Genomic DNA, 24,736 nt, shown 5'->3' on the forward strand with positions numbered 1-24,736 from the left:
CCAACGAGCGGCCGCCGCAGCTGCAGGTGCGGGCGTGGCTGCGCCAGTTCGTTGCGCTCGGCATCGTGGCGCGGCTGTCGGCCCTGCTGTTCTCCCGGCCGGAGGGGATGTCGCTGCGCGAGACGCTGGCCCTGTACGAGGCGGTCTGCGAGGAGCTGGCGGTGGCCGGCCGGCCGGACCTGCCGTTCGTGGCGAACCTGGACTACGGGCACTCCTCCCCGATGGGCGTGCTGCCGCTGGGACGGCAGCTGCTGGTCGACCCGGTGCGGCGCCGGCTGAGCATTCCGGAGGCCGCGGTCAGCTGAGGTCTGCCAGCGCGGGGCTCGGACAGTGCGGGGGTTCAGCCAGCGCGGGGTCAGACCTCGAAGTCGCCGGCCTCGACCCGCAGCCGGCGCAGCGAGGCGAACAGGCCGTCCAGGTCCTCGGCCGACAGGCCTTCCAGCCCGAACCGGTTCTTGTGCAGTTCCCGGGTGGCGGCGTCGGCGATCCGGCGGCCCTCGTCGGTCAGTACCGCCAGGGTGCCCCGGCCGTCGCGCGGGTTCGGCTCACGCCGGACCATTCCGGAGGCCTCCAGCCGGTCGATCAGGTTGGTCACGCTGGTGGCGTGCACCTGCAGCCGCTCACCGATCTTGGACAGCGGCAGCGCGCCGGTGGATGAGAAGGTCAGCAGCACCAGCGCCTCGTAGCGGGCGAAGGTCAGCCCGAACGGGCGCAGCGCCGCGTCCAGGCCGGCGATCAGGATCTGCTGGGCCCGCATGATCGAGGTCACCGCGCGCATCGCGGCATAGACCTGCTCGCCGGCGTCCGGGTAGTGCTTGGCCCAGGAGTCGCTGGCGCGCTCGACCGGGTCGAAGGGCAGCGGTCCGGACATGCGATAAGCCTAACGACTAGCCCACACCGGGCCCGCAGGGCAACCGGGACGGGGCTGCCGAGGACTATCGTGACCTCATGACGCTCGCACCCCAGCCCGACTTCGACGCCCTGGACCGGGTGGACCTGCTGGACCTCGACGACACCCTCGACGGCGAGGACCGGCTGCTGCGCGACACCGTGCGGCGGTTCGCCACCGAGCAGCTGCGTCCGCACATCGCCGAGTGGTTCGAGGCCGGCACCCTGCCGGCCCGCGACCTGGCGCTGGAGTTCGGCAAGCTGGGCGTGCTCGGCATGCACCTGTCCGGCTACGACTGCCCCGGCGCCAAGGCCAGCCAGTACGCGCTGGCCTGCACCGAGATCGAAGCGGTCGACTCCGGGCTGCGGTCGCTGGTGAGCGTGCAGGGGTCACTGGCGATGTATGCCATCCACGCCTACGGCAGCGAGCAGCAGAAGCAGGAATGGCTGCCCCGGATGGCCCGCGGCGAAGCGATCGGCTGCTTCGGGCTGACCGAGTCCGACGCCGGCTCGGACCCGGCCTCGATGCGCACCTACGCACGCCGCGACGGGGACGACTGGATCCTGCACGGGTCGAAGATGTGGATCACCAACGGCTCGATCTCCGACGTCGCGGTGGTGTGGGCGCGTACCGAGGACGGCATCCGCGGTTTCCTGGTGGAGAAGGGCACTCCCGGCTTCACCAGCTCCGACGTGCACCACAAGATCTCGCTGCGCGCCTCGATCACCTCCGAGCTCAGCCTGGACGAGGTACGGCTGCCGGCCAGTGCCCAGCTGCCGGAGGCGCGCGGGCTGCGGGCGCCGCTGGGGTGCCTGACCGAAGCCCGGTTCGGCATCATCGCGGGCGTGGTGGGCGCGGCCCGGGACTCGCTGACCAGCGCGCTGGACTACGCCAACAGCCGGGTCCAGTTCAGCCGGCCGATCTCGTCCTTCCAGCTGACCCAGCGCAAGCTCGCCGAACTCGCGGTGACGGTGAACACCATGCAGCTGGTGGCCCGCCGGCTGGCCGAGCTCAAGGACGCCCACCGGATCCAGCCGCACCAGGTCAGCTTCGGCAAGTTCTCCAACGTCCGGGCCGCTCTGGAGGTGTGCCGGGAGGCGCGCAGCATCCTGGGCGGCTCCGGCATCACCACCGAGTACTCGCCGCTGCGGCACGCGGTGAACCTGGAGACCGTCTACACCTACGAGGGCACCCACGAGGTGCACACCCTGGTGCTGGGCGAGCGGCTCACCGGGTTCTCCTCCTACCGCTGAGGGCGCGGGGGTGCTAGCCGGCTCTGGAGATGACCGGCCGCACTGAAGCCGGCTGTGGATGGGTGGCCGCACTGAGTGGGGCTGTGGATGGGTGGCCGCACTGAGCAGGCCTGTGGATAACTCAGCGCACCAGTCGGCCCGATTGCCTAACGTGCTCCCCCATGCGGGAGATGGCTGGCAAGTCCGGGTGCGGCTGCCATGGCGACTAGCCGGTTCGAACTGCCCGGCGACGGGCTGCAGGCGGCTCGAACCTGCCTGAGCCAGCGGATGCCGGCCGGCGATCCGGTACAGCTGCGGTCGGCTGCCCGCCGGTCGGACGCCCGGGCCGCTGACCTGCGCCGGGTCGCGGAAAGCCTGCTGTCCTGCACCGAGACCCCGATGTGGCGCGGCGTGGCACATCGAGCGTTCGTCGAGCAGCTTCGGGCCTCCGCGCCTTCGATCACGGCTACCGCCGAGCGTTACGAGCACTACGCCGGTGCGCTGAACTGCTATGCCAGCGTCCTGGACGAGACCGCACCGCTGCTGGTCGTCACTCGCAACCGGTTGCGACAGCGCTATGAGGACGTCGCAGGTCGATGTCCCGGGACGCTCGGCTCGGCGGAGACCACCCGGCCGACGGCGGCGGACCTGTTGCCGCTCGCCAGCACGTTCAAAGCCGGTTACGACCGGTGGGCCGACGCGCTGGACCGCTGTATCGCCGCGCTGTCACAGGCTGACGAGAGCGATCCGACCCGGGATCGGCACGGCTTCGCCGCGTTCGGCCACCACGTCGCGGGGGTCGTCGGGGCCGCGCTCAGTCCCTTCGAACGGGCGGTGCTGCATCCATCCCTGGCCAACATCTCGGCCTGCCTCGGCTCTCTCAACCTCGGGTTGACCGCCCTCGGAGTGGGCCTGCTGTTCGTCTGCCCCGCAGTCGGGGCGGCCTGCCTGACTGCGGCAACGGTGCTCGCTGTCGCCCAACTGGCGGTGGACTCCGCGCGGCGCGAGCAGGGTGAGCAGGTCAGCGCCGGCAACCTCGGCATGGACCTCGCGGCGGCCGTTCCCGTCGGAGGCGGCGCCGTGCGTGGGCTGCGGACGGCTGCGAAGGTGACCCATCTGGTTCCCGGCGGCGGGCTGATGGTCCACGAAGGACTGGACGGCGGCCACACCCTGGCCAAGCACGTCGGCAAGAGCGAGCAATTCCTGCGCAACCGGCTGGCCACCGAGCCAGATCTCACGGCCGCCTCTACGTTCTACGACCGCCAGACTGCGGAGTCCGGCATCAGCTGGACGTTCAAGGAGCACGGTGTGACGCTGGACCGCTGGCTGACAGGCAAGGTCACGACCTTGATACTGGAGTCGACGATAACCCGACCGGTCGGTGTCGTGATCCCCCGGGCGACCGGCACACTGGTACATGCCAGCGGCATGAGGGTGATCGTCAAGCGCAGCCCGTTAATGGTGACAGGATTCCGAATCCACACGGCTATGGTGATCGAATGAAGCAGTTTCCAGCCTTGTACCAATTTCTCGGGGGCTACCTCCACGAGGATTGGAAGGACGACTACCCCGACCTCTGGCATGCCGTGGACGACTTTATTGACGGCGAACCGGATTGGGCGCCCCGCTTCAATGCTGACGTGCAGCAGCTGCTCGGCGAATGTGCCACCGAGCAGGAAATCGAGCAGCGGTTTGATCAACTCGGCGCGGTCTACTACCCGCCCGGGGGTGGCTGGGACAGCTACCGCGCCTGGTTGGTAGCCGTCGCGGACTACGTCGAGAAGCACCTGCACAAGGCTCCGGCTGCCTGAACGGAACGACACTGCAAGGGTGATCGAATGAAGCGGCTAGAGGCGCTGCAAACGTTGCTTGACTGCTACCTCCACGAGGATTGGAAGGACGACTACTCCGACCTCTGGCATGCCGTGGACGACTTCATCGATGGCCAACCGGACTGGGCGCCCCGCTTCAACGCTGACATGCAGCAGCTGCTCGGCGAATGTGCCACCGAGCAGGAAATCGAGCAGCGGTTTGATCAACTCGGCGCGGTCTACTATCCGCCCGGGGGTGGCTGGGACAGCTACCGCGCCTGGTTGGTAGCCGTCGCGGACTACGTCGAGAAGCACCTGCACAAGGCTCCGGCTGCCTGAGCGCCCGCCGCCAATTTCGGCTCAGACCGAGGCGGGCTCGCCCGCCCGGGTCAGCCGCGTCGCCTTGCGGGCACCGCGCAGCACCCGCACCACCATGGCCGGCTTCATCAGCTCGGCCGGGTCGGTGATCAGGTGCTGCACCGAGGTGAACGTCCGCCGGACCTGCGGGTCGACCATCGAGGCCAGCTGCACTCGCTTGGCGTAGGCGTTCTTCAGCCGGATGCCGCGCGGGCGCTCGCCGCCGGTCTCGGGATAGCTGAAGTCCCCGCCGGTCGCGAACTGCCACGGGGTCGCCACGATCCTCCCGGCCTGCTGGTAGTACCGGCGGGACAGCTCCGCATCCACCGGACCCGCGGCACCGTCGAGCAGCCTGCCCAACTCCACCGCCTCCAGCGCCGCGCAGGTCATGCCCTGGCCGTAGATCGGGTTGAAGCTGCAGATCGCGTCGCCCAGCGCCAGGTACCCGCCGGGTAGCTCGGCCAGCTCCTCGAAGTAGCGCCGCCGGCTGGTCGGGTAGTGCACCACCGAGAGCTCGGTGAGCGGCTCGCAGCGCTCCAGCAGCCGGGCGATGCCGGGATGCGGCAGCTTCTTGGCGTGCCGCTCGAAGGCCGCCAGGTCACGCGGAAAGTCCTCGTGCCAGCCGCCCAGCGAGATCAGCCACCGGTCGTCCTCCACCGGCAGCGCGAGACCGGCCCGCTTCTCGGCCGGCGGGCTGGGCAGCGAGAACACCGCCGAGCCCTGCAGCAGGTCGCCCGGGGAGCGGCGGTAGAACCGGGTGGCGTACCCGACGCCGACCTTGACCTCGCTGGTGCGCGGCGCTGGGAACCCGAGGGCTGCCAGCCAGTGGTTGGACCGGGCGCCCCGGCCGGTGCAGTCGACGATCAGGTCGGTCTCGATCAGCTCACCGTCGTCCAACCGGGCCCCGGTGACCCGGCCCCCGACGCCCTCCAGCCCGGCCACCGACACCGAGTCCCGGATGCTGACGTTGGAGAGCGCCGCCACCCGGCGCCGGATCGCCAGCTCCAGCAGCGGCCGGCTGAAGGTGACCAGCCGCAGCTCCGACGGCTCGGCCGGCCAGATCGAGCCGAACCGATAGAAGGACAGCCCCGTCCCCGGGTCGAAGCGCACCCCGCCGGCGGCGACCAGCTCGTCCATCAGGTCTTCGAAAAGCTCGCCCAGCGCCCGCTGGCCCGAGACCAGCAGCACGTGGCCGTGGCCGCCCTGGGTCACCCCGCGGCGCGGCACCGCCGCATCCGGCAGCTCGTCCCGGTCGAGCACCACCACCTGGGAAAACCGGTCGGCCAGGGCGCGGGCCGCGCACAGCCCGGCGATGCCGGCCCCGATCACCACCGCGCAGGAGCGGTCGGAGGAGTTCACCACCACAGCGGGAGTTCCTCCAGCCGGCGGACCACCAGGCCCTGGGTGTAGCGCAGCTCCGACTCCGGCACCGCCAGCCGCAGGTTGGGCATCCGGGCCAGCAGCCCCTTCATCGCCTCCTGCAGCTCCACCCGGGCCAGCTGCGCGCCGAGGCAGTGGTGCACCCCGGCACCGAAGGCCAGGTGCGGGTTGGCCGGGCGGTCCAGCTTCAGCCCGTCCGGCTCGGTGAACATCAGCTCGTCCCGGTTGGCCACCATGAAAGCCGGCAGCACGGTGGAACCCGCCGGGATCAGGGTGCCGCCCAGCTCGACCGGCTCCAGGGTGACCCGGGGCAGCATCACGCCGGTCTCGCCGAGCTGGATGAACCGGCTCAGCTCCTCGACGGCGGCCGGGATCTTGCCCGGGTCGGCCTGCAGCGCGGCCAGCTGTTCGGGAAAGCGCAGCAGGGTCAGCACGAACAGGTTGATCTGGGTGGTGGTGGTCTCGTGACCGCCGATCATCACCCCGATGCTGACCATCAGCAGTTCTTCGTCGGTGAGCCGGTCGGAGTCGACGTTGACCTTGATCAGCGCGGTCAGCAGGTCATCGCCGGGCTTGTCCCGGCGGCTGTCGATCAGCTCCTTGAAGCCCTGCACGGCGGCCGCGGTGCCCTCCGGGTCGACCTGCCAGTCGCCCATCATGGTGTCCGACCACTCCTTGCACTTCCAGCGCTCCTCCTCTGGAATCCCGAACAGCTCGCTGATCACCGCCACCGGCAGCGGGGTGGAGAAGCCGGCCACCAGGTCGACCGGGCCGGGCCCGACCAGCATCTTGTCCAGGAACCCGTCCACCAGCTCGGCGATCCGGGGCCGCAGCTCCTCCACCCGGCGCGGGGTGAAGGCGTAGGACACCAGCTTGCGCAGCCGGGTGTGCCGCGGCGGGTCCATGCCGATCAGCGACTCGGTCTCCAGCTCCCCCAGCTCCTTGGCCGGGCCCCCCGGGTCCTTCACCGCCGCCCGGCTGAAGCGCCGGTCCACCAGGATCTGCCGGACGTCGGCATAGCGCGAGACCAGGTAGGCCTCGATGCCGTCGGCCATCCGGACCTTCACCACCGGCTGGTTGCGCTGGAAGTCCACCAGCACCGGCGGCGGCTCGTAGATCGAGGGCGGCGGGGGCAGCGGGTAGCTGGGCATCGGTTGGCTCACAGAGGTGCTCCTGACAGGGATCCGGTTCGGGTGGTGCGGCACAGCCGTTCCAGGACCGGCACGAGGAGCGCCGGCGGCGGCATGGCCGCCACCTGCCCGGCGAGCTCGGCCGCTCGGTGCGGTATCCGGGTACCGGCGAGCAGGTCTGCCACCAGCCGCCGGACCTGCTCCGGGCCGGCCGCGCCGTCCGGCACGCTCAGCCCGGCGCCGACGGCCACCAGCCGCTCGGCGTTGAAGTGCTGGTCCGAGACCAGGGGCACCACGACCTGCGGCACCCCGGCGGCCAGCGCCGTCATCATGCTGCCCGCCCCACCCTGGTGGATCAGCACCTGGCAGCTGGGCAGTACCAGCTGCAGCGCCAGCGGCGAGCGGGGCAGCCGGACGTTGTCCGGCAGCTCGCCCAGGCCCGCGTGCTGGGCCGGGTGCAGCGCCAGCACCAGCTCGACGTCCAAGCCCGCCAGCTCGGCGATCACCGCGGGCAGGTCGAACTTCGAGTCCAGGCCCAGCGAGGCCATCATGGTGCCCCAGGTCAGGCACACCCGCGGCTTGTCCGGAGGCGGCAGCCGCAGCCAGTCCGGCAGCACGGTCGGGCCGTTGTAGGGCACGAACCGGACCGGCTCGGACGGTGCCGCCAACCGGACCTGCATGCCCGGCGGGCACGGGTCGAGCAGCAGGTCGCCGGCCTGGCGCACCTCGGCCAGGTCCACCCCGACCCGCTCGGCCAGCGGCCCGAGGACCGAGGACCGGTCCAGGTCGAGCTGGGTGGTCTCGTCCGGGCCCCAGAGCTGGCGCACGCCCGGCACCCCGAGCGCGGCCGCGGTGACCGCACCGGCCAGGTTCTGCGGCTCGAACAGCACCAGGTCCGGACCGAACTCCCGGCCGAAGGCGACCAGATCGGGCAGCATGGCCGCGGCATACCGGACCACCCCGCCGTCAGGGGTCACCGCCGGGGTCACCGACTCGGGTGCCGCACCGCGGGCCCGCTCGGCCCGGGTGGCCACCCGGCCGATCTTGCCGGAGAACACCTCGGCGAAGTCCAGGTCCTCGCCGACCGCCACCGCCGGCAGCCCTGCGCCGGTGATGACGTCGGTCATGCCCGGTTGGCTGGCGACGAGCACCTCGTGGCCGGCCGAGCGCAGCGCCCAGGCCAGCGGGACCAGCGGATAGAAGTGCGACCGCCAGCCCCAGCTCGTGACCAGCACCCTCATCCGGCAGCCACCACGCCCAGCAGCCGCTGGTTGGCCTCGTCGGTGCCGACGGTGACCCGCACGCCGAGGCCGGGGTGCGCCCGCAGCAGGATGCCCGCCGCCCGGCAGCGGGCGACGAAGTCCTCGGCCTCGGCACCGAGCGGCAGCCAGACGAAGTTGCCCTGCGAGTCGGGCACGTCCAGTCCCGCGGCCCGCAGGTCTTCGACGAACCGGGCCCGGACGCCGGCGAACTCGGCGCACCGTTCCTGCATCTGCTTCTCGGCCTCCGGCTCCAGCGCGGCCACCGCGGCCAGCTGGGCCAGCCCGCCGGGGTAATACACCATGTTGGTCATCCGGGCCTGCTGGGCGATGGCCGCTGCCACGATCGCGTAGCCGACCCGCAGGGTGGCCAGGCCGTAGGCTTTGGAGAAGGTGCGCAGCACGCACACGTTGTCCCGGCCGGCCCGCAACTGCATGCCGTCGGCGGCGTCCGGGTCGGTGACGAACTCCCGGTAGGCCTCGTCCAGGAACACCGGCACGTCTGCCGGCACCCGGTCCAGGAAGGCGGTCAGCTCGTCGCGGCCGACCACCGAACCGGTCGGGTTGTTCGGGTTGCAGACCAGCACGCACCGGGTGTTGTCGGTGATCGCCGCGGCCATCGCGTCCAGGTCGAGACCGTAGCCGGCCATCGGCACCGGAACCGGCCGGCAGTAGGTGTTCATCACCATCAGCGGGTAGGCCTCGAACGACAGCGCCGGGTACACCACCTCGGTGCGCTCCGGCCCGAGCGAGGCGATCAGGTTCTGGGTGAGGCCGGCCGAGCCCGGGCCGACCAGCACCTCGGCCGGCGACACGCCGTAGTGGCCAGCCAGCGCGGCGACCAGCTCGGCCGCGGTGTGCGAGGGATAGCGGTGTAGCTGCGCCGCGCCCTGCTCGACGGCCGCCCGCACGCTGGGCAGTGGGCCGAACCGGGACTCGTTCATCGACATGTCGTGCAGGTCCGTCACATAGGTCGTCGGACGGGTCATCGACCGGACTCCTCACTTACGGCGGGGCTGACTGCAGGGCCGGGGACGGAGCCGGCGGTCTCGTCGGCCTGCTCGGTCTTTTCCGAGTACAGCCCCAGCGCGCGCAGCGCCAGGCCCCGGGTAATGGCGCCGTTGGGGTAGTACATGTGGTGGCGGATGTAGGCACAGATCCGGCTCGGCTGCCAGCCGCCGGTGGGCAGCTGGGCGTCCACCAGCCAGGACACCGCCCGGCGGGCGGAGTCCGAGGCGGGGTCCAGGCCCGCCTCCAGCAGCGCGTTCAGCGCCCAGGCGGTCTCCTCCACCGAGCTGTCGGAGTCCGCCCCGTCGCCCCACGAACCGTCCGGGCGCTGGGTGCCCGCCAGCCACTGCCGGGCTCGGTCCGCCACCGGCTCACTACCCCGGCCGGCCCGGGCCAGTGCCGCCAGCACCGCCGCGGTGCCGGTGGTGTAGTCGCGGTACCAGAGGTTGTCGAAGGTGCCGTCCGGACGCTGCTGGGTGGCCAGCCAGGCCGCCGCCTTGCCGATCTCGGGACTGTCGGCCGCAAGCCCGGCGTCCAGCAGCGCGACGATCGCCTGGCTGGTGATGGAAGGGCACGGCCCGTCGTTGGCGAGCTTGGTGTTGCGCACCCACAGGCTCCAGGAGCCCCGGCTGTCCTGCCGGTCGCGCAACCACTGCACCCCGGTCCGCAGCACCGGATCGGTGGCCGCACCCGGCAGCCCGGCGAGCGCGGCGACGATCTCGGCGGACTCCAGCGTCACCGGCCAGCCGCGGGCACCGGAGAAGCTCCAGCCGCCCGGCGGGCAGGCCAGCACCGTGAACTCCTGCTGCTGCTGGCAGCGGTGAAACAGCTGCCGGGCCTGCTCCAGCCGTGGGTCACCGGCGTAGCCGGCCGCCACCAGCCCGGTCACCGCGTAGCCGGACCGGGTCAGGTCCAGGTTGCTGACCGCGTCCCAGGAGCCGTCGGGACGCACCGAGCGGCGCAGGTAGCCGGCGCTGGCGGCCACCAGGTCCGGGGCCAGGCCGGCCCGGGCCAGGCTCAGGCACACCAGCGCGGCCGGCCACGGGTCTTCTGAGAAGTCGCCGGTCCGGCCCTCGTGCTCGTAGATCGCGCGCAGCAGCCCGAGCGCCTTGCCCCGGGCCAGCCGCGCGGTCCGGCCGCGCAGCCCCGGGGCCGGGTCGGTGACCGACTGGGCCAGTGCCAGCGCGGCGAACGGCGCGGTGCGGAACCCGATCCGCTCCCGGCGCACCTTGTCGAACAGCACGATCTCTAGCGGCAGCCGGCGCATGTCCGACGGCTGCAGGAACCCCGCCAGCAGGTAGAACGTCTTGCACAGCAGCAGCACCGCCGGATCGGTCACCGCAGTGATGCCGCCAAACTGCTCCAGCCGGGCCCGGCCGGCCGCGATCGCCTCGGTGCTGGCCCCGGGGTCGACGATCTGCAGGGCAGCCGTGGCCACCGCGGTGGCAACCGGCTCGCTGCCGGCACCGAGCACGCCGCCCCAGCCGCCGTCGGGCTGCTGCACCGAGCGCAGCCACCGGCTGCCGCCCGCGATCAGCTCGGCGGAGTTGGCCCGGTCGGCGAACCACAGCGCGGTGATCGCGCCGGCGGTGCCCAGCACCGAGGGCGGCGGGTCGTCGCCGAAGGCGCCGTTGTCGCGCTGCCGGCCGAACAGCTCCTCGGCTCCCAACCGGACGGCGTGCGCGGCCCGCTCGGCCAGCTCAGGCATAGCTATTTCCCTTCGGAACGCTCGGCGGGGTGGCGCCGGCCGGCTCGGGATGCGGCCGGCCGGCACCGAATTCGTACCAGGATCGCAGCATCCGCTGCGACCACCAGGTCAGGGCCAGCGCGGGCACCAGCAGCAGCACCGCCGGCAGCGCGCCCAGTCCCAGGCCGAGGACCGCCGCGGCCAGGCACATCCGCTCCAGCACCAGCAGCTCGTGGGCGCGCAGCGCGTCCCGGGCGGCGAGCTCGCCGGCCCGCAGCAGCGGCAGCACGGCGGACAGGCCCACCGCCGCCACCCCGGCCAGCGCCAGCAGGAACCAGCCGGTCCGGCCGGCGGGGGCGGCCAGCCCACCCCAGCCGGCTGCGGCCAGGGTGGCCAGGTAGAGCCCGAGGGCGACCCGGGCGCCGGTGCCGGTGCCGTGGGTGACCGGCAGGGTGCGGTACCCGCCGGCCCGGTCGCCGTCGACGTCACGCAGCGTGCCGACCAGGTTCGAGCAGGTGTCGTGCAGCCAGAACGCGGCGACGAACGGCAGCAGCTGCGACCAGCCGAACGGCGGCACGCAGGCTGCCCCGTACAGCAGCGCCAGCGCCCCGAGCGCCCCGCGGACCAGGTTGCCGGCGATCCCGGCGGCCTTGAGCCGCAGGCCGTAGGCGAGCACCGCCGCCACCGCCAGCACCGCGATCAGGCTGGTGCGCCAGCCGGTGAGCACCGCCAGCACCGCCACCGCGGCCATGGCCAGCACCCCGCAGGCCAGCGCCGTCCGGGCCAGCAGCCGGCCGGACGGGATCGGCCGGTGCGGCTTGGCGATGGCGTCGAGGTCGCGGTCGAAGTAGTCGCTGAGGTAGTGCCCGCCGAGCCAGCCCAGGGTGGGCACCGCCCAGGCCGCGACCAGCCGGACGCCCTCGTGCCGGCCCGGGCTCAGGCCCGCGCCGGCCAGGCCCACGAACCCGACGTACCACAGGGTGTAGAGCCGCCAGGTCTGCAGGTGCGCGGTCGCCCGGGTACGCAGCCGGCTCACCGTAGCCGACCGGGAGGCCGAAGTACGCAAGTGCTGGTCATGGCCGGGTGGTGACCGCCCACTGGACGATCCCGGTGAGCAGGTCCACGCTCTGCGACGGGGGCAGCTCGGACAGCTCGTCCAACGCCAGCCGGCCGTATTCGGTGGCGTGGTCCTGGCAGCCCTGCAGCGCGCCGGTGGCCATCAGCAGCGAGCGGAACTCGTCGAACTCGGCCGGCTCGGCCGACCGGCGGGCCAGGGCTGCGGCCAGCGCCAGCCGGGTGTCGGCGTCGGACGTCTGGTAGGCCATCAGCACCGGCAGGGTCGGCCGGCCGTTGGCCAGGTCGCTGCCGGTCGGCTTGTCGGTGTCGTCGGGGTCGGCGAACAGGATCAGGTCGTCGCGGATCTGGAAGGCCACCCCGAGGTAGGAGCCGTAGCGGCCCAGCGCCGCGGCCTGCTCGCTGGTCGCGCCGGCCAGCAGCGCGCCGATCTGGCAGACCGCCCGGAACAGTGCGCCGGTCTTGAGCCGCGCCATCTCCAGGTACAGCGCGGGGTCGGCGGTGATGTCGCCGACCAGCCGGGACTCCAGCATCTGGCCCCGGCACAGGTCCGAGCCGGCCTCGGCCAGCACCGCCACCGACTCCACCACCGCGGGATCGCGCAGCCCCGCCGCCCGGCACTCGGCAAGGCCGGTGAAGGCGGCGAAGATCAGGTGGTCGCCGGCCACGATGGCGTGCGCCAGGCCGTGCGCGACGTGCACGGTGGGACGCCCGCGGCGCAGCAGGTCGCCGTCGATGATGTCGTCGTGGGTCAGGGTGGCTACGTGCAGGTACTCCATGGCCAGCGCCGCGGGCAGCACCTGGCTCGGCTCGCCGCCGACCGCCTCGGCCGCCGTCAGGGTCATCACCGGACGCAGGAACTTGCCGGCCGGCAGCAGCGCGTAGCGCGCGATGCTGTTCAGCTCGTCGGAGTCCGAGGGCCACCGGGCGGCCAGCGCGTCGAAGAGCAGCGCACCGGCGCGGCTGTGCGCCAGGTCGTCGAGCAGGGCGGGTGGAACCCGTCCGGTGATGGTCATGGCCTGATCCCTCCAGCCTGGGGTGTCGACTGCTGGGCCGGCCGGGCTGGCCGCGGGCCGGTCAGCGGGGTGCACATGCGTACTCCAGCAGTACCAGCCCCTGCCGGCCCCGGTAGACGCCGACCGGCACCAGGCCGGCGTCCGCGGCGATCGCGTCGAAGTCCTCTCCGGTCCGCTCCCGCCCGCCCACGGTCACCAGCATCTCCAGGTCGAAGGAGGTGGCGTAGGGCACCTGCGGATCGGTGGGCAGCACCTCGATGACCAGCACCCGGCCGCCAACGCCCGCCGCCTCCGCCATCCGGCGCAGCACCCGGGTGGCCTCGGCGTCCGGCCAGTCGGTGACGGCGCGCGAGATGGTGTAGACGTCCCGGCCGGCCGGCAGCGGGTCGAAGAAGCTGCCGGTGACGATCTCGGTCCGGTCGGTCAGACCGCGCTCGGCGAACAGCTGCCGGGCCACCGCCGGCGAATTGGGCAGGTCCACCAGGGTGCCCCGCAGGTGCGGGTGCCGGCCGAGCAGTTCCGACAGCAGGATGCCGCTGCCGCCGCCGACATCGCAGACCTCGGTGACTGCGCTCCAGTCGTAGAGTTCGGCCACCTGCGGCGAGGTGCGGCTGCCCTGCACCACCATCAGCTCGTCGATGAAGCGGCGGTGCTCCTCGGCGTCCAGGTCCTCCCAGAAGGTCAGGCCGTGCACGACCGGATAGGCCACCTCGCCGGTACGCACCGAGTGCAGCAGGCCGGTGTAGGCCAGGTCCATCCGGCCGCCCATGTTCTCCAGGTCCAGCCAGCGACCCATGCCGGCCGGGCTCCGGTCGAGCAGCTCCCGGCTCACCTCGGTCAGGTCGAAGTGCCCTTTCCCGTCCTCGGTGAACACCCCCTGGTGCACCAGGTAGCGCAGCAGCCGGTCCAGCGCGTCCGGGTCGGCACCCACCGCCGCGGCGATCGCGTTGACGTCGTGGACGCCGGCCGCCAGCTGGTCGGCCACCTGCAGCGAGGCCACCACCCGGATCGCGAACGGGGTCGCCAGGTTGACCATGCTGCGGAGCCGGGTGGCGGCATCTGGCGAGACTGCTGCGTCGGGAGGGGGCACCAGGCGGGCTTTCTGATCGGGGGCGCGATGGCCGGGCGGCTGGCGTGCTGGTACAGCCCCCATCGGCGCATCGTGTTGAATCGTGCGGGTAGCGCAGACACTAGGTCAAGGTCGGAATCGTGCGCTAGCCAACAGGAATAATCATTGCTGATAGTTCATCCGATGCACCAGATGACTGACCGGCGAAGCGCAAGTGTCTGCGACGGGAGTCTGCGGAAAGGGTTCGCGGGAGCATATTTCCAGCGCTGCCGCGCGGTGCTCGCAGGGACCATCGGACCGGGATGCGTCGCGCGAGACCTGCTCGGCCACGTCCGGTCGCCGGTAGCCGGCCGGCGGGCACGGCCGCGCGGCCAGCGGGGACGGTGGGCGGTGGCCGCGCCGGTCTAGAGTGCGGCAGGGCGGTCTGATATCCGGACGGCGGCAGTCGCCCGGACGGCAGAAGGTGGGTCATGACGGAGCTGATCGTGCTGGTGGACGAGGCCGGCACCGTGGTGGGCACCGCCCCGAAGGCGAGCGTGCACCATGCCGACACGCCGCTGCACCTGGCCTTCTCGTCCTATGTCTTCGACCGGCAGGGCCGGTTCCTGCTGACTCGGCGGGCGCTGTCCAAGCAGACCTGGCCGGGTGTCTGGACCAACAGCTGCTGCGGGCACCCGATGCCCGGGGAGTCCTTCCAGCAGGCGCTGCACCGCCGGCTGGACTACGAGCTGGGCCTGTCCGCCGACGAGGTGGTCGAGCTGCTGCCCGACTTCCGCTACCGCGCCGAGCTCGACGGCGTGGTGGAGAACGAGATCTGCCCGGTGTTCGGGGTGCGGGTCGGCAGCGAGCCGGCCCCGCGCCCCACCGAGGTCGAGCAGAGCAGCTGGGTGGACTGGGCGGACGTGCTGGCCGGGCGCACCCCGCCGCTGTCGCCGTGGTGCCTGCTGCAGCTGGAGGCGCTGGCTGGCCATCCCGGCATCGAGCGGCTGCGCCGGCCCGCCTGAGGTCTGCACGAACCCTCTGCGATCGGGACAGCTCAGGACGGCAGCGAGCCGACCAGCTCGTCGGCGGCGGCGTACGGGTCCAGCTGGCCGGCCGCCACCCGGCCGGCCAGCTCGGTCAGGGCCGCCGCGCCGTGGATCTCGGAGAACCGCCGGCGCACCGTCTCCACCGCGATCGCCTCGATCTCGGCACCGGCCCGGGCCTGCCGGCGGCGCGGCAGCTCACCGGTGGCCGTCATCCAGTTCCAGTGCTTGTCGAGGGCGGCCACCAGGTCGTCCACCCCCTCGGCGCGGGCGGCCACCGTCTTGACGATCGGCGGGCGCCAGGCGCCGGCCGTCGAGTGCTTGCCGCCCAGCGACAGCATGTAGCGCAGGTCGCGCGCGACCTGATCGGCGCCGTCCCGGTCGGCCTTGTTCACCACGAACACGTCGGCGATCTCGAGGATGCCGGCCTTGGCCGCCTGGATGCCGTCCCCCATGCCCGGCGCCAGCAGCACCACCGTGGTGTCGGCCAGCTGCACCACCTCGACCTCGGACTGGCCGACCCCGACCGTCTCGATCAGCACCACGTCGCAGCCCACCGCGTCCAGTACCCGCAGCGCCTGGGGCGCGGCGGCGGCCAGCCCGCCGAGGTGCCCGCGGGTGGCCATCGAGCGGATGAACACCCCCGGGTCGGTGGCGTGGTCCTGCATCCGCACCCGGTCGCCGAGCAGCGCGCCACCGGAGAACGGCGAGGACGGGTCCACCGCCAGGATCGCGACCCGCTTGCCGGCCGCGCGCAGCGCGCCGACCAGCGCCGAGGTGGAGGTCGACTTGCCGACTCCGGGCGAGCCGGTGATGCCCACCACCCGGGCATGGCCGGTGAAGGGCATCAACCGCTCGGCGACCTCGCGCAGCGCCGGCGAGCCGTCCTCGACCAGGGAGATCAGCCTGGCCACCGACCGCGGATCGGCGTTCCTGGCCCGCTCCACCAGTCCGGCGATGTCGGCCTTCGCGCCGCGCAGGGTGGCCCGTCCGGAGACCACCGATCAGGCCGCGGGGTGCTGGCTGCCCTCGCTCCGGGTGCCCGCGGTGGGTGGCACGCGCAGGATCAGGGCGTCGCCCTGCCCGCCGCCGCCGCACAGCGCCGCCACGCCGGTCCCGCCGCCGCGGCGCTGCAGCTCCAGCGCCAGGTGCAGGGCGATCCGGGCGCCGGACATCCCGATCGGGTGGCCGATGGCGATCGCGCCGCCGTTGACGTTGACGATGTCGGCCGGCACGCCCAGCTCCTTGACCGAGGCCAGGCCCACCGCGGCGAACGCCTCGTTGATCTCGATCAGGTCCAGGTCGGACACGCTGATGCCCTCCTTGGCCACCGCCGCCCGGATCGCGTTGGCAGGCTGGTGCTGCAGGCTCGAGTCGGGACCGGCGACCACGCCGTGCGCGCCGATCTCGGCCAGCCAGCTCAGGCCCAGCTCCTCGGCCTTGGCCTTGCTCATCACCACCACCGCCGCGGCGCCGTCGGAGATCGGCGAGGCCGAGCCCGCGGTGATGGTGCCGTCCGGACGGAAGGCCGGCCGCAGCCGGGCCAGCACCTCGACGCTGGTGTCACCACGCACGCCCTCGTCGGTGCGGAACTCCAGCGGCTCGCCCTTGCGCTGCGGGATCGAGACCGGCACCACCTCGTCGTCGAAGATGCCGTTCTTCCAGCCCTCGGCGGCCAGCTGGTGGCTGCGCGCGGCGAAGGCGTCCTGCTCGGCCCGGCTGAACTCCTGGTCACCGGTGTTGGCGGCCTCGGTCAGCGCGCCCATCGCCTGGGTGGTGAGCACGTCCCACAGGCCGTCGTAGGCCATGTGGTCGGTCATCTCGACGGTGCCGTACTTGAAGCCCTCGCGGGACTTGGGCAGCAGGTGCGGCGCCTGGCTCATCGACTCCTGGCCGCCGGCCACCACCACCTCGAACTCGCCGGCCCGGATCAGCTGGTCGGCCAGTGCGATGGCGTCGATGCCGGACAGGCACACCTTGTTGATGGTCAGCGCCGGGACGCTCAGCGGGATGCCGGCCTTGTGGGCGGCCTGCCGGGCCGGGATCTGGCCGGCGCCGGCGGTGAGCACCTGGCCCATGATCACGTACTGCACCTGCTCCGGGGCGACGCCCGCGCGCTCCAGCGCGGCCTTGATGGCCAGCCCGCCGAGGTCGGTGCCGGAGAAGTCCTTGAGGGAGCCGAGCAGTTTGCCGACCGGGGTGCGGGCACCGGCGACGATCACCGAGGTGGTTGCTGACATGTGGCCTCCTACAGCTTCGGCGGGCGGTGCCGGCTCGGGTTCCCGAGCTGCCGCGGTACTAGCTGCCAGGATATCGACCCGGCCGGCCGCTGACAGCCGCTGCCGGGCCGGTCGCGCTATGAACCGTGCCACCCCGGGGCGGTTCGCCTTCTCCGCCGCCCGGCCCAGGGCGCACCATGAGCCATGACCATCCTGCGGATCGACCATGTCGGAATCGCCGTCGCCGACCTCGACGCGGCGATCGCCTTCTACCGGGACACCTTCGGCATCGTGAGCGTGCACGAGGAGGTTAACGCCGAGCAGGGCGTCCGGGAGGCGATGCTGGCCGTCGGCGACGGCAGCAGCCGGATCCAGTTGCTGGCGCCGCTGAATGCCGACTCCACCATCGCGAAGTTCCTGGACCGCAACGGCCCCGGCCTGCAGCAGCTGGCCTACACCGTCGACGACGTGGCGGCGACCTCGGCCGAGCTGCGCGAGCGCGGGCTGCGGCTGCTCTACGACGAGCCCCGGCGCGGCACCGCGGGCTCGAAGATCAACTTCGTGCATCCCAAGGACGCCGGCGGCGTGCTGATCGAGCTGGTGGAGCCGGCCCGGTAGTCCGGTGACACGCCGGCCGGTGTGCAACCGGTCACCCCATCCGGCGTGAAAGCGCTACCCGTCAGTAACCTCCTCTACCGAACGTCACAGCCTGCAACGCCGCAGCCTGCGTCGATGGGGAGGACATCCGCCGTGGACCAGATCCGTGCCGCCGTCAACGAGGCCAGTACCGACGCCCTGACAGGACTCGCCGGGCTGGCGGTTCCCGACAGCTACCGCGGCGTGGTGGTGCGCGCCGACGAGGCGGGGATGTTCGCCGGGCTCGCCACCCGGGACAAGGACCCGCGCAAGTCGCTGCACCTGCAGGAGGTGCCCACCCCGGAGGTGGGGCCCGGCGAGGCGCTGATCGCGGTGCTGGCCAGCGCCATCAACTACAACACCGTGTGGACCTCGATCTTCGAGCCGGTGTCGACGTTCGAGTTCCTCAAGCGCTACGGCCGCAGCTCCGAGCTCGCCCGCAAGCACGACCAGCCCTACCACGTGGTCGGCTCGGACCTGGCCGGCGTGGTGCTGCGGACCGGTCCGGGGGTATCCCGCTGGCAGGTCGGCGACCGGGTGGTGGCGCACTGCCTGTCGGTGGAGCTGGAGGAGCCGCAGGGCCACGACGACACCATGCTCGACCCGCAGCAGCGGATCTGGGGCTTCGAGACCAACTTCGGCGGGCTGGCCGAGCTGGCCCTGGTCAAGTCCAACCAGCTGATGCCCAAGCCCGAGCACCTGACCTGGGAGGAGGCCGCCTCCCCCGGCCTGGTCAACTCCACCGCCTACCGGCAGCTGGTCAGCCACAACGGCGCCAACCTCAAGCAGGGCGACATCGTGCTGATCTGGGGCGCCTCCGGGGGGCTGGGCGGCTATGCCACCCAGTACGCGCTCAACGGCGGCGCGATCCCGGTCTGCGTGGTCTCCTCGCCGGACAAGGCGGAGCTGTGCCGCCGGATGGGCGCCGAGCTGATCATCGACCGGTCGGCCGAGGGCTACCGGTTCTGGAAGGACGAACACACCCAGGACCCGTCGGAGTGGAAGCGGCTGGGCGCCCGAATCCGGGAGCTGACCGGCGGCGACGACCCCGACATCGTCTTCGAGCACCCCGGCCGGGAGACCTTCGGCGCCTCGGTCTACGTGGTGCGCCGGGGCGGCACCGTGGTCACCTGTGCCTCCACGTCGGGCTTCCTGCACGAGTACGACAACCGCTACCTGTGGATGAACCTCAAGCGGATCGTCGGCACCCACTTCGCCAACTACCGCGAGTCCTGGGAGGCCAACCGGCTGATCGCCCGGGGCGCCATCCACCCGACGCTGTCGCGCGCCTACCCGCTGGCCGAGACCGGCCAGGCGGCCTACGACGTGCACCGCAACAGCCACCAGGGCAAGGTCGGGGTGCTGTGCCTGGCCGAGGCCGAGGGGCAGGGCGTCACCGCACCCGAACTGCGCGCGAAGCACCTGGACGCGATCAACCGGTTCCGCAACGCCTGAGCGGTTTGCCCCTCCGAACTCCCGGACTCCACGCTCGGTAACCGGAACGGATACGCTGCGCGGCAGCTACGCCGGGGCCCGGCATGCAACCATGGTGGCATGGCAGCAGAAGACAACAGCACCGAGCTCCTGCCGTTGATCGACGAGGACGAGCCGATCTTCGATGTCGGCATCCGCGGCTACGACAAGCGCCAGGTGGACGGCTATGTGTCCCGGGCCGAGGCCCAGATCGCGGAGCTGAAGGCCGCCCGCGACGCCGCCCTGGCCACCAGCGCCGACCGGGCCGCGCAACTGGCCAGCCGCGAGGCCTACATCGAGTCGCTCAAGCAACAGGCCGCCAAGGCGGCCGAGGCACCGAGCCCGGTGGTGCACGTCTCGGACCGGATCCGGGAGATGCTGCAGCTGGCCACCGACGAGGCCGAGCAGACCCGGCAGGCCGCCGAGGAGGAGGCGGCCGGCATCCGGCGGGCCGCCGAGGAAGAGGCCGACCGGGTGCTGTCGGCCGCCCGGGCGGATGCCGAGGGGGTCCGGGCCGAGGCCGCCGCCGCCCAGCAGCGGCTCACCGCCGCGGCCAGCCAGCGCTCGGCGGAGGCCGACCAGAAGCTGGCCCAGGCCCGGATCGAGGCCAACCGGATCCTGGATCAGGCCACCGCGGAGCTGGACAAGGCGCAGGCCGCGGCGGCGAGCATCGCCGAGGCGGCCGCCGCCGAGCGCACCCGGCTCGACGACGAGGCGGCCGCGGCCCGGGCGATGGCCGAACGGGCCTCCGCCGAGCGGCTGCGCACCGCCGAGGAGGACTTCGAGATCACCCTGCGAGCCCGGCGCACCGCCGCCGAGCGGCAGGCCCAGCTCGACCACCAGGCAGCCCGCGACACCGCCGAGCAGATCGTTGCCGAGGCCCACCGGCGGGCCGAGGCGCTCGCGGCCGAGCGGCAGCGGACCTACCAGCAGCTGGTGGCCCTGCACGAGCGGCTCGGCGGCGTTCTGTCCGACACCGCGCCCGACACCGCGCCCTCGTGACCGAGTCGGCTCTGCCGTCCACCGCTGAGCCGGCCCCGCCCGGTGCCGGACCGGTCCCGCCGTCCCCCGCCGAGCCGGCTCTCCCGCCGGCCGAGCCGGACCAGGCCGCCGCCGAGCCGGTCCCGTCCGGCGCCGGGCTGGTCCTGCCGTCCGCGTCGGGGCCGGCGTCCGCGTGGGGCGCAGTGCCGCCGGCTGCCGAGCAGTCCCTGCAGCAGCAGCTGACCGGCCGCCCCCGGCGCGGGTTTGCCACCTACTCCCCGTTCCGGCTCGGCCTCACCGCCGCGATCGGCTTTGGCCTGGCCTACCTGCTGTTCCGGGCGCTGGAGCACGGCAAGGACACCTTGGTGCTGCTGGGGCTGTCGCTGTTCCTGGCGGCCGGCCTGGACCCGGCGGTGCGCCGGATCGAGGCCGCCGGGCTCAAGCGCGGCCCGTCGGTGGCCATCGTGTTCGTCGGCACGCTGGTGTTCCTGACCGGGATGTGCCTGGCCGTCGTCCCGCCGCTGGTCGACCAGACCGCCACTTTCCTGCATCACCTGCCCGGCTACGTCACCGACCTGCAGCACAACCGCCGGGTCGCCGAGCTGGACCGCCGGTTCGGCCTGCTGGACTCGGTGCAACACCGGCTGGAGGGCTCGGCCGTCATCCAGCAGGTCGCGGGCAACCTGCTCAGCGTCGGCAGCACGGTGGCCTCGACCATCTTCGAGGTCTTCACGGTGGCCATCCTCACGCTGTACTTCCTGGCCTACCTGCGCGACATCACCGCCTTCGCCTACCGGCTGACGCCGGCCTCCCGGCGGCCCCGGGTCAGCCGGATCGGGGACAAGATCGTGGCCCAGATCGGGGCCTACGTGGTGGGCACCGTAACCCTGGCGCTGGTGCGCGGCGCCGTCACCGCGGTGTTCCTGTGGATCGTCGGGGTGCCCTACCCGTTCGCGCTGGCCTTCATTGCGGCAGTGCTGGACCTGGCCCCGGTGCTGGGCACCGCGCTCGGCGCGCTGGTGGTCTCCACCGTCGTGCTGCTGGAGTCGGTGCCGACCGGCATCGGGGTGATCGGCTTCTTCATCGCCTACGAGGCGGTGGCCCGGATGCTGCTGCTGCCCCGGGTGCTGGACCGGTCGGTCCGGATCAGCCCGGCCGGCGCGCTGGTCGGAGCCCTGGTCGGCTACACGGTGCTGGGCGTGATCGGTTTCCTGATCTCGATCCCGCTGGTCGCGGTGCTCACCCTGATCATGCGCGAGGTGGTGCTGCCCCGGCAGGCCAGCCGCTGAGCCGCTCAGCCGTAGCGGGGGGCGTTGCGGCTGCGCTCGATGCCCGGCGCCCGGCGGTCGCGGGCCTGCCAGCAGGCTGTGTGCCAGTGCCGGCGGTCGGTGGCGTCGAGGTCGTCGGCGGGCCAGGCCACCACGTGCCCGACACCGGCGGGCAGCAGCTGGTCACAGCCCGGGCAGCGGTACGGCCCGCCACCAGTGCCGGCCACCGGGCGGACCCGGTAGGCCGTTCCGCGCCAGCTCTCGGCGCGCTCGCCGGTCTCGGTGGCCAGCGGCCGGGCCGGCCGGTTCCACTTCGACTGCCGCCTGCTGGGCATGTCAGCCGGCCAACGCCTGGACCACCCGGGACGGGCTGGGCCGGCCGAGCTGGCGTGCCATCCAGGCGCTGGTCTCGACCAGCTTGGCCAGGTCCACCCCGGTCTCGATGCCCAGCCCCGCCAGCTGCCACAGCAGGTCCTCGGTGGCCAGGTTGCCGGTCGCGCTCTCGGCGTACGGACAGCCGCCCAGCCCGCCGGCCGACGCGTCCACGATCCGCACGCCGGCCTGCAGTGCGGCCAGCGTGTTGGCCAGCGCCTGGCCGTAGGTGTCGTGGAAGTGCACCGCCACGGTGTCGGGGCCGATGCCGGCCTCGGCAAGCAGCCGCAACAGCGCCCGGACCTGGCCCGGGGTGGCCACCCCGATGGTGTCCCCCAGGCTGATCTCGGTGCAACCGAGGCCGACCAGGTCGGTGGCGGCGCGCACCACCTGCGGCAGCGGCACCCGCCCCTCCCACGGGTCGCCGAAGCACATCGACAGGTACCCGCGTACCCGCAGGCCGCGGTCGCGGGCCCCGGCCACCACCGGGGCGAACATCTGCAGGGCCTCAGCCATGGTCCGGTTCAGGTTGCGCCGGGCGAAGGTCTCGGTGGCGCTGGCGAAGATCGCGATCTCGGTGACGCCGGCGTCCAGCGCCCGGTCCAGCCCGCGGGCGTTGGGCACCAGCACCGGGTAGCGCACTCCCGGACGCCGGTCCAGCCGGGCGACCAGCTGCTCGGCATCGGCCAGCTGGGGAACCCAGGACGGGTGCACGAAGCTGGTCACCTCGATCAGCTGGTGGCCGGCGTCGGCCAGCCGCTCGATGAACTCGAGCTTGACCTCCAGCGGCACGATCGCCGACTCGTTCTGCAGCCCGTCGCGCGGGCCGACCTCGCAGATGGTCACCCGGGCCGGCAGCGCGTCCAGTTCCACCACGTCGGGCAGCCCGTCGGCGACCATCGCCCTTCTCCCTTCTGACAACTCCAGCCGGCTCGACCGATGCAACGCCCGGACCGAGAAGAACCTTTCAGGTGTACTCGCGGAAACCCTTGCCGGACTTGCGGCCCAGCCGGCCGGCGGTGACCAGGTGTTCCAGCAGCGGGGCCGGCGCGAAGCCGGGCTCACGGAACTCCGTGTAGAGCATCCGCTGGATGGCCAGTGCCACGTCCAGGCCCACCACGTCGAGCAGCTCGAACGGGCCCATCGGGTAGCCGCAGCCGACCTTCATGGCCGAGTCGATGTCGTCGGTGGTGGCGTAGTGCGCCTGCAGCATCTTCACCGCGTCGTTGAGGTACGGAAACAGCAGGGCGTTGACGATGAAGCCGGCCCGGTCGCCGCAGCGCACCGGATGCTTGCCCAGCCGGGTGCACACCGCCAGCGCGGTGGCCTCCACGTCGGGGGCGGTGGCCACCGTGCTGACCACCTCGACCAGCGACATCACCGGCGCCGGGTTGAAGAAGTGCAGCCCGATCACCTCGCTCTGCCGCCCGGTGGCCGCCGCGCACGCGATCACCGGCAGCGAGGAGGTGGTGGTGGCCAGCACCGCGCCCGGCCGGCAGATCCCGTCCAGGTTGGCGAACAGCGCCTGCTTGACCGAGAGGTCCTCGACCACCGCCTCGACGACCAGGTCCATCGGGGCCAGGTCGTCCAGCCGGACCGACCCGGTCAGCCGGCCGGCCGCCTCGTCGCGCTCGGAGGCGGTCAGCTTGCCGCGCTGCACGCCCTTGTCCAGCGAGCGCCGGACCGCGTTCTGGGCGGCCTGCAGCTTCTGCTCCGAGCGGGCGACGAAGGTGACGTCGTAGCCGGCCCGGGCGAACACCTCGATGATGCCGATCGCCATGGTGCCCGAGCCCACCACGCCGACCCGCTGCACCGGGCGGGCGCCGCCGTTGTCCGGCTGCTCAGCCGGGGTGCTGGCGTCGGCCACCACCTTCGGCGAGTCCGGCCCGTCATAGGTGTAGAAGCCGCGGCCCACCTTGCGGCCGAGCAGGCCGGCGGTGATCAGGTGCTTGAAGATCGGGGTCGGGGCGTGCAGCCGCTCCCGCGACTGCTTGTACATGGTGTCGAGGATCTCGTAGGCGGTGTCCAGGCCGATCAGGTCCAGCAGCGCCAGCGGGCCCATCGGCAGGCCGCAGCCCAGCTTCATCGCGGCGTCGATGTCCTCGCGGCTGGCGTAGCGCTCGGAGTACATCGCGGCGGCGTGGTTGAGGTAGCCGAACAGCAGCGCGTTGGCGATGAAGCCGGCCCGATCGCCGATGGTGACGTCGGTCTTGCCGAGCGAGGCCACGAACGCCTCGATGTCGGCCACCACGTCCGGCTCGGTGACCACGCTGCGCACCACCTCGACCAGCCTCATCACCGGGGCGGGGTTGAAGAAGTGCATGCCGACGACCTTGCCGGGACGCGTGGTGGCCACCGCGATCTCGGTGACCGACAGCGAGGAGGTGTTGGTGGCCAGGATCGTCTCGGGCCCGCAGATCTCGTCCAGCGCGGTGAAGATGGCCCGCTTGAGGGCGAGCTGCTCGGGCACCGCCTCGATGACCAGGTCGACGTCGGCCATCGCCTTGAGCTCGGTGTCGAAGCTGATCCGGCCCAGCAGCTCGGCCTGCTCGGACTCGGCCAGCTTGCCGCGGGCCACCGCCCGGCCGGTGGAGTGCTCGATGTGGCCCCGGCCGCGGGTCACCGCGGCCTGGTCGCGATCGACCGCCACCACCTGCAGGCCGTTGCGGGCGAACACCTCGGCGATGCCCGCACCCATGGTGCCCAGGCCCACCACGCCCACCCGGCTGAATGTCCGCGCCACTGCTGGCCTCCTCGAAGCTTTGTCGGGCGCGCTCGGGTTTCGTCATAGGGCTCGACCGTCCGGACGAGGCGATCCCTATGACAGTCGAGCGGTGGCCCGCTGTCGGC

At 72.4% G+C, this 24,736-nt stretch carries 23 protein-coding genes and 1 pseudogene; 10 read left to right on the forward strand and 14 right to left on the reverse strand.

From position 1 onward, the window contains the following. Positions 1–305 (forward strand): annotated as a pseudogene (locus VLJ82_RS02300) (LD-carboxypeptidase); the annotation flags it as partial. A gap of 50 nt (positions 306–355) precedes the next feature. Here the strand turns inward: VLJ82_RS02300 and VLJ82_RS02305 are convergent. After that, positions 356–871 (reverse strand): MarR family winged helix-turn-helix transcriptional regulator, encoded by a 516-nt coding sequence (locus VLJ82_RS02305; protein WP_408661703.1) that lies wholly within the window; start codon positions 869–871, stop codon positions 356–358. A 77-nt stretch (positions 872–948) separates the two neighbouring features. Between VLJ82_RS02305 and VLJ82_RS02310 the strand changes: the two genes are divergently transcribed. The 4 genes from VLJ82_RS02310 to VLJ82_RS02325 all read left to right on the forward strand — a co-directional run bounded on the left by VLJ82_RS02310 (position 949) and on the right by VLJ82_RS02325 (position 4,271). Then, positions 949–2,142: an acyl-CoA dehydrogenase family protein gene (locus VLJ82_RS02310; RefSeq protein WP_408661704.1), complete on the forward strand. Its 1,194-nt coding sequence runs from the start codon at positions 949–951 to the stop codon at positions 2,140–2,142. Positions 2,143–2,520: 378 nt separating this feature from the next. Next, entirely contained in the window at positions 2,521–3,624 is a 1,104-nt protein-coding gene (locus tag VLJ82_RS02315; protein ID WP_408661705.1) for an RNase A-like domain-containing protein, read from the forward strand. Continuing rightward, positions 3,621–3,932 carry a contact-dependent growth inhibition system immunity protein gene (locus tag VLJ82_RS02320; protein ID WP_408661706.1) on the forward strand — a complete coding sequence of 104 codons (312 nt, stop codon included), beginning with the start codon at positions 3,621–3,623 and terminating at the stop codon, positions 3,930–3,932. Before VLJ82_RS02315 ends, VLJ82_RS02320 begins: the two co-directional genes overlap by 4 nt. 27 nt (positions 3,933–3,959) lie before the next feature. Then, positions 3,960–4,271 carry a contact-dependent growth inhibition system immunity protein gene (locus tag VLJ82_RS02325; RefSeq protein ID WP_408661707.1) on the forward strand — a complete coding sequence of 104 codons (312 nt, stop codon included), beginning with the start codon at positions 3,960–3,962 and terminating at the stop codon, positions 4,269–4,271. A gap of 21 nt (positions 4,272–4,292) precedes the next feature. On the opposite strand, the gene VLJ82_RS02330 is transcribed toward VLJ82_RS02325, so the two are convergent. The 8 genes from VLJ82_RS02330 to VLJ82_RS02365 all read right to left on the reverse strand — a co-directional run bounded on the left by VLJ82_RS02330 (position 4,293) and on the right by VLJ82_RS02365 (position 13,879). Beyond that, on the reverse strand, positions 4,293–5,654 hold the full coding sequence (locus VLJ82_RS02330; protein ID WP_408661708.1) for an FAD-dependent oxidoreductase: 1,362 nt from the start codon (positions 5,652–5,654) through the stop codon (positions 4,293–4,295). Next, positions 5,645–6,832, reverse strand: coding sequence for a cytochrome P450 (locus VLJ82_RS02335; protein WP_408661709.1), 1,188 nt, complete (start codon positions 6,830–6,832; stop codon positions 5,645–5,647). The genes VLJ82_RS02330 and VLJ82_RS02335 overlap by 10 nt, the downstream gene beginning before the upstream one ends. Further along, complete coding sequence (locus tag VLJ82_RS02340; RefSeq protein ID WP_408661710.1) at positions 6,829–8,040, reverse strand: nucleotide disphospho-sugar-binding domain-containing protein; 1,212 nt, start codon at positions 8,038–8,040, stop codon at positions 6,829–6,831. The genes VLJ82_RS02335 and VLJ82_RS02340 overlap by 4 nt, the downstream gene beginning before the upstream one ends. Then, positions 8,037–9,047: an aminotransferase class I/II-fold pyridoxal phosphate-dependent enzyme gene (locus VLJ82_RS02345; RefSeq protein ID WP_408661711.1), complete on the reverse strand. Its 1,011-nt coding sequence runs from the start codon at positions 9,045–9,047 to the stop codon at positions 8,037–8,039. Before VLJ82_RS02345 ends, VLJ82_RS02340 begins: the two co-directional genes overlap by 4 nt. Next, entirely contained in the window at positions 9,044–10,774 is a 1,731-nt protein-coding gene (locus VLJ82_RS02350; RefSeq protein WP_408661712.1) for a prenyltransferase/squalene oxidase repeat-containing protein, read from the reverse strand. Before VLJ82_RS02350 ends, VLJ82_RS02345 begins: the two co-directional genes overlap by 4 nt. Next, complete coding sequence (locus VLJ82_RS02355) at positions 10,767–11,789, reverse strand: UbiA family prenyltransferase (protein WP_408661713.1); 1,023 nt, start codon at positions 11,787–11,789, stop codon at positions 10,767–10,769. The genes VLJ82_RS02350 and VLJ82_RS02355 overlap by 8 nt, the downstream gene beginning before the upstream one ends. A gap of 37 nt (positions 11,790–11,826) precedes the next feature. Then, the gene (locus tag VLJ82_RS02360) at positions 11,827–12,843 is read right to left on the reverse strand and encodes a polyprenyl synthetase family protein (protein ID WP_408661714.1); all 1,017 of its coding nucleotides are present in this window, start codon (positions 12,841–12,843) and stop codon (positions 11,827–11,829) included. A gap of 61 nt (positions 12,844–12,904) precedes the next feature. Next, positions 12,905–13,879 carry a methyltransferase gene (locus tag VLJ82_RS02365; RefSeq protein WP_408661715.1) on the reverse strand — a complete coding sequence of 325 codons (975 nt, stop codon included), beginning with the start codon at positions 13,877–13,879 and terminating at the stop codon, positions 12,905–12,907. A gap of 503 nt (positions 13,880–14,382) precedes the next feature. Here VLJ82_RS02365 and idi point away from each other — a divergent pair. Next, positions 14,383–14,916 carry an isopentenyl-diphosphate Delta-isomerase gene (gene idi, locus VLJ82_RS02370; protein WP_408661716.1) on the forward strand — a complete coding sequence of 178 codons (534 nt, stop codon included), beginning with the start codon at positions 14,383–14,385 and terminating at the stop codon, positions 14,914–14,916. A 32-nt stretch (positions 14,917–14,948) separates the two neighbouring features. Here idi and meaB read toward each other — a convergent pair whose 3' ends face one another. Together meaB and VLJ82_RS02380 are read right to left on the reverse strand one after the other, a co-directional pair. Next, positions 14,949–15,938 (reverse strand): methylmalonyl Co-A mutase-associated GTPase MeaB, encoded by a 990-nt coding sequence (gene meaB, locus VLJ82_RS02375; RefSeq protein WP_408661717.1) that lies wholly within the window; start codon positions 15,936–15,938, stop codon positions 14,949–14,951. A 3-nt stretch (positions 15,939–15,941) separates the two neighbouring features. Continuing rightward, complete coding sequence (locus tag VLJ82_RS02380) at positions 15,942–17,177, reverse strand: acetyl-CoA C-acetyltransferase (RefSeq protein ID WP_408661718.1); 1,236 nt, start codon at positions 17,175–17,177, stop codon at positions 15,942–15,944. Between the two features lie 183 nt (positions 17,178–17,360). On the opposite strand from VLJ82_RS02380, the gene mce reads away from it, so the two are divergent. From mce to VLJ82_RS02400, 4 genes are all read left to right on the forward strand, one after another. Then, complete coding sequence (mce, locus tag VLJ82_RS02385) at positions 17,361–17,774, forward strand: methylmalonyl-CoA epimerase (protein ID WP_408661719.1); 414 nt, start codon at positions 17,361–17,363, stop codon at positions 17,772–17,774. A 114-nt stretch (positions 17,775–17,888) separates the two neighbouring features. Further along, the gene (ccrA, locus tag VLJ82_RS02390; protein WP_408661720.1) at positions 17,889–19,247 is read left to right on the forward strand and encodes a crotonyl-CoA carboxylase/reductase; all 1,359 of its coding nucleotides are present in this window, start codon (positions 17,889–17,891) and stop codon (positions 19,245–19,247) included. 99 nt (positions 19,248–19,346) lie between these two features. After that, positions 19,347–20,267 (forward strand): hypothetical protein, encoded by a 921-nt coding sequence (locus VLJ82_RS02395; protein ID WP_408661721.1) that lies wholly within the window; start codon positions 19,347–19,349, stop codon positions 20,265–20,267. Continuing rightward, positions 20,264–21,535, forward strand: a complete 1,272-nt coding sequence (locus VLJ82_RS02400; protein ID WP_408661722.1) for an AI-2E family transporter — start codon at positions 20,264–20,266, stop codon at positions 21,533–21,535. Before VLJ82_RS02395 ends, VLJ82_RS02400 begins: the two co-directional genes overlap by 4 nt. Positions 21,536–21,540: 5 nt before the next feature. Here the strand turns inward: VLJ82_RS02400 and VLJ82_RS02405 are convergent, their stop codons facing one another. The 3 genes from VLJ82_RS02405 to VLJ82_RS02415 all read right to left on the reverse strand — a co-directional run bounded on the left by VLJ82_RS02405 (position 21,541) and on the right by VLJ82_RS02415 (position 24,629). Continuing rightward, entirely contained in the window at positions 21,541–21,849 is a 309-nt protein-coding gene (locus VLJ82_RS02405; RefSeq protein WP_408661723.1) for an ATP/GTP-binding protein, read from the reverse strand. A 1-nt stretch (position 21,850) separates the two neighbouring features. Beyond that, positions 21,851–22,786 (reverse strand): hydroxymethylglutaryl-CoA lyase, encoded by a 936-nt coding sequence (locus tag VLJ82_RS02410; protein WP_408661724.1) that lies wholly within the window; start codon positions 22,784–22,786, stop codon positions 21,851–21,853. Positions 22,787–22,853: 67 nt separating this feature from the next. Continuing rightward, complete coding sequence (locus VLJ82_RS02415) at positions 22,854–24,629, reverse strand: 3-hydroxyacyl-CoA dehydrogenase family protein (protein WP_408661725.1); 1,776 nt, start codon at positions 24,627–24,629, stop codon at positions 22,854–22,856. Positions 24,630–24,736: the final 107 nt, after the last annotated feature.

It is taken from the genome of Jatrophihabitans sp., from assembly GCF_035474675.1.
GTDB lineage: Bacteria > Actinomycetota > Actinomycetes > Mycobacteriales > Jatrophihabitantaceae > Jatrophihabitans_A.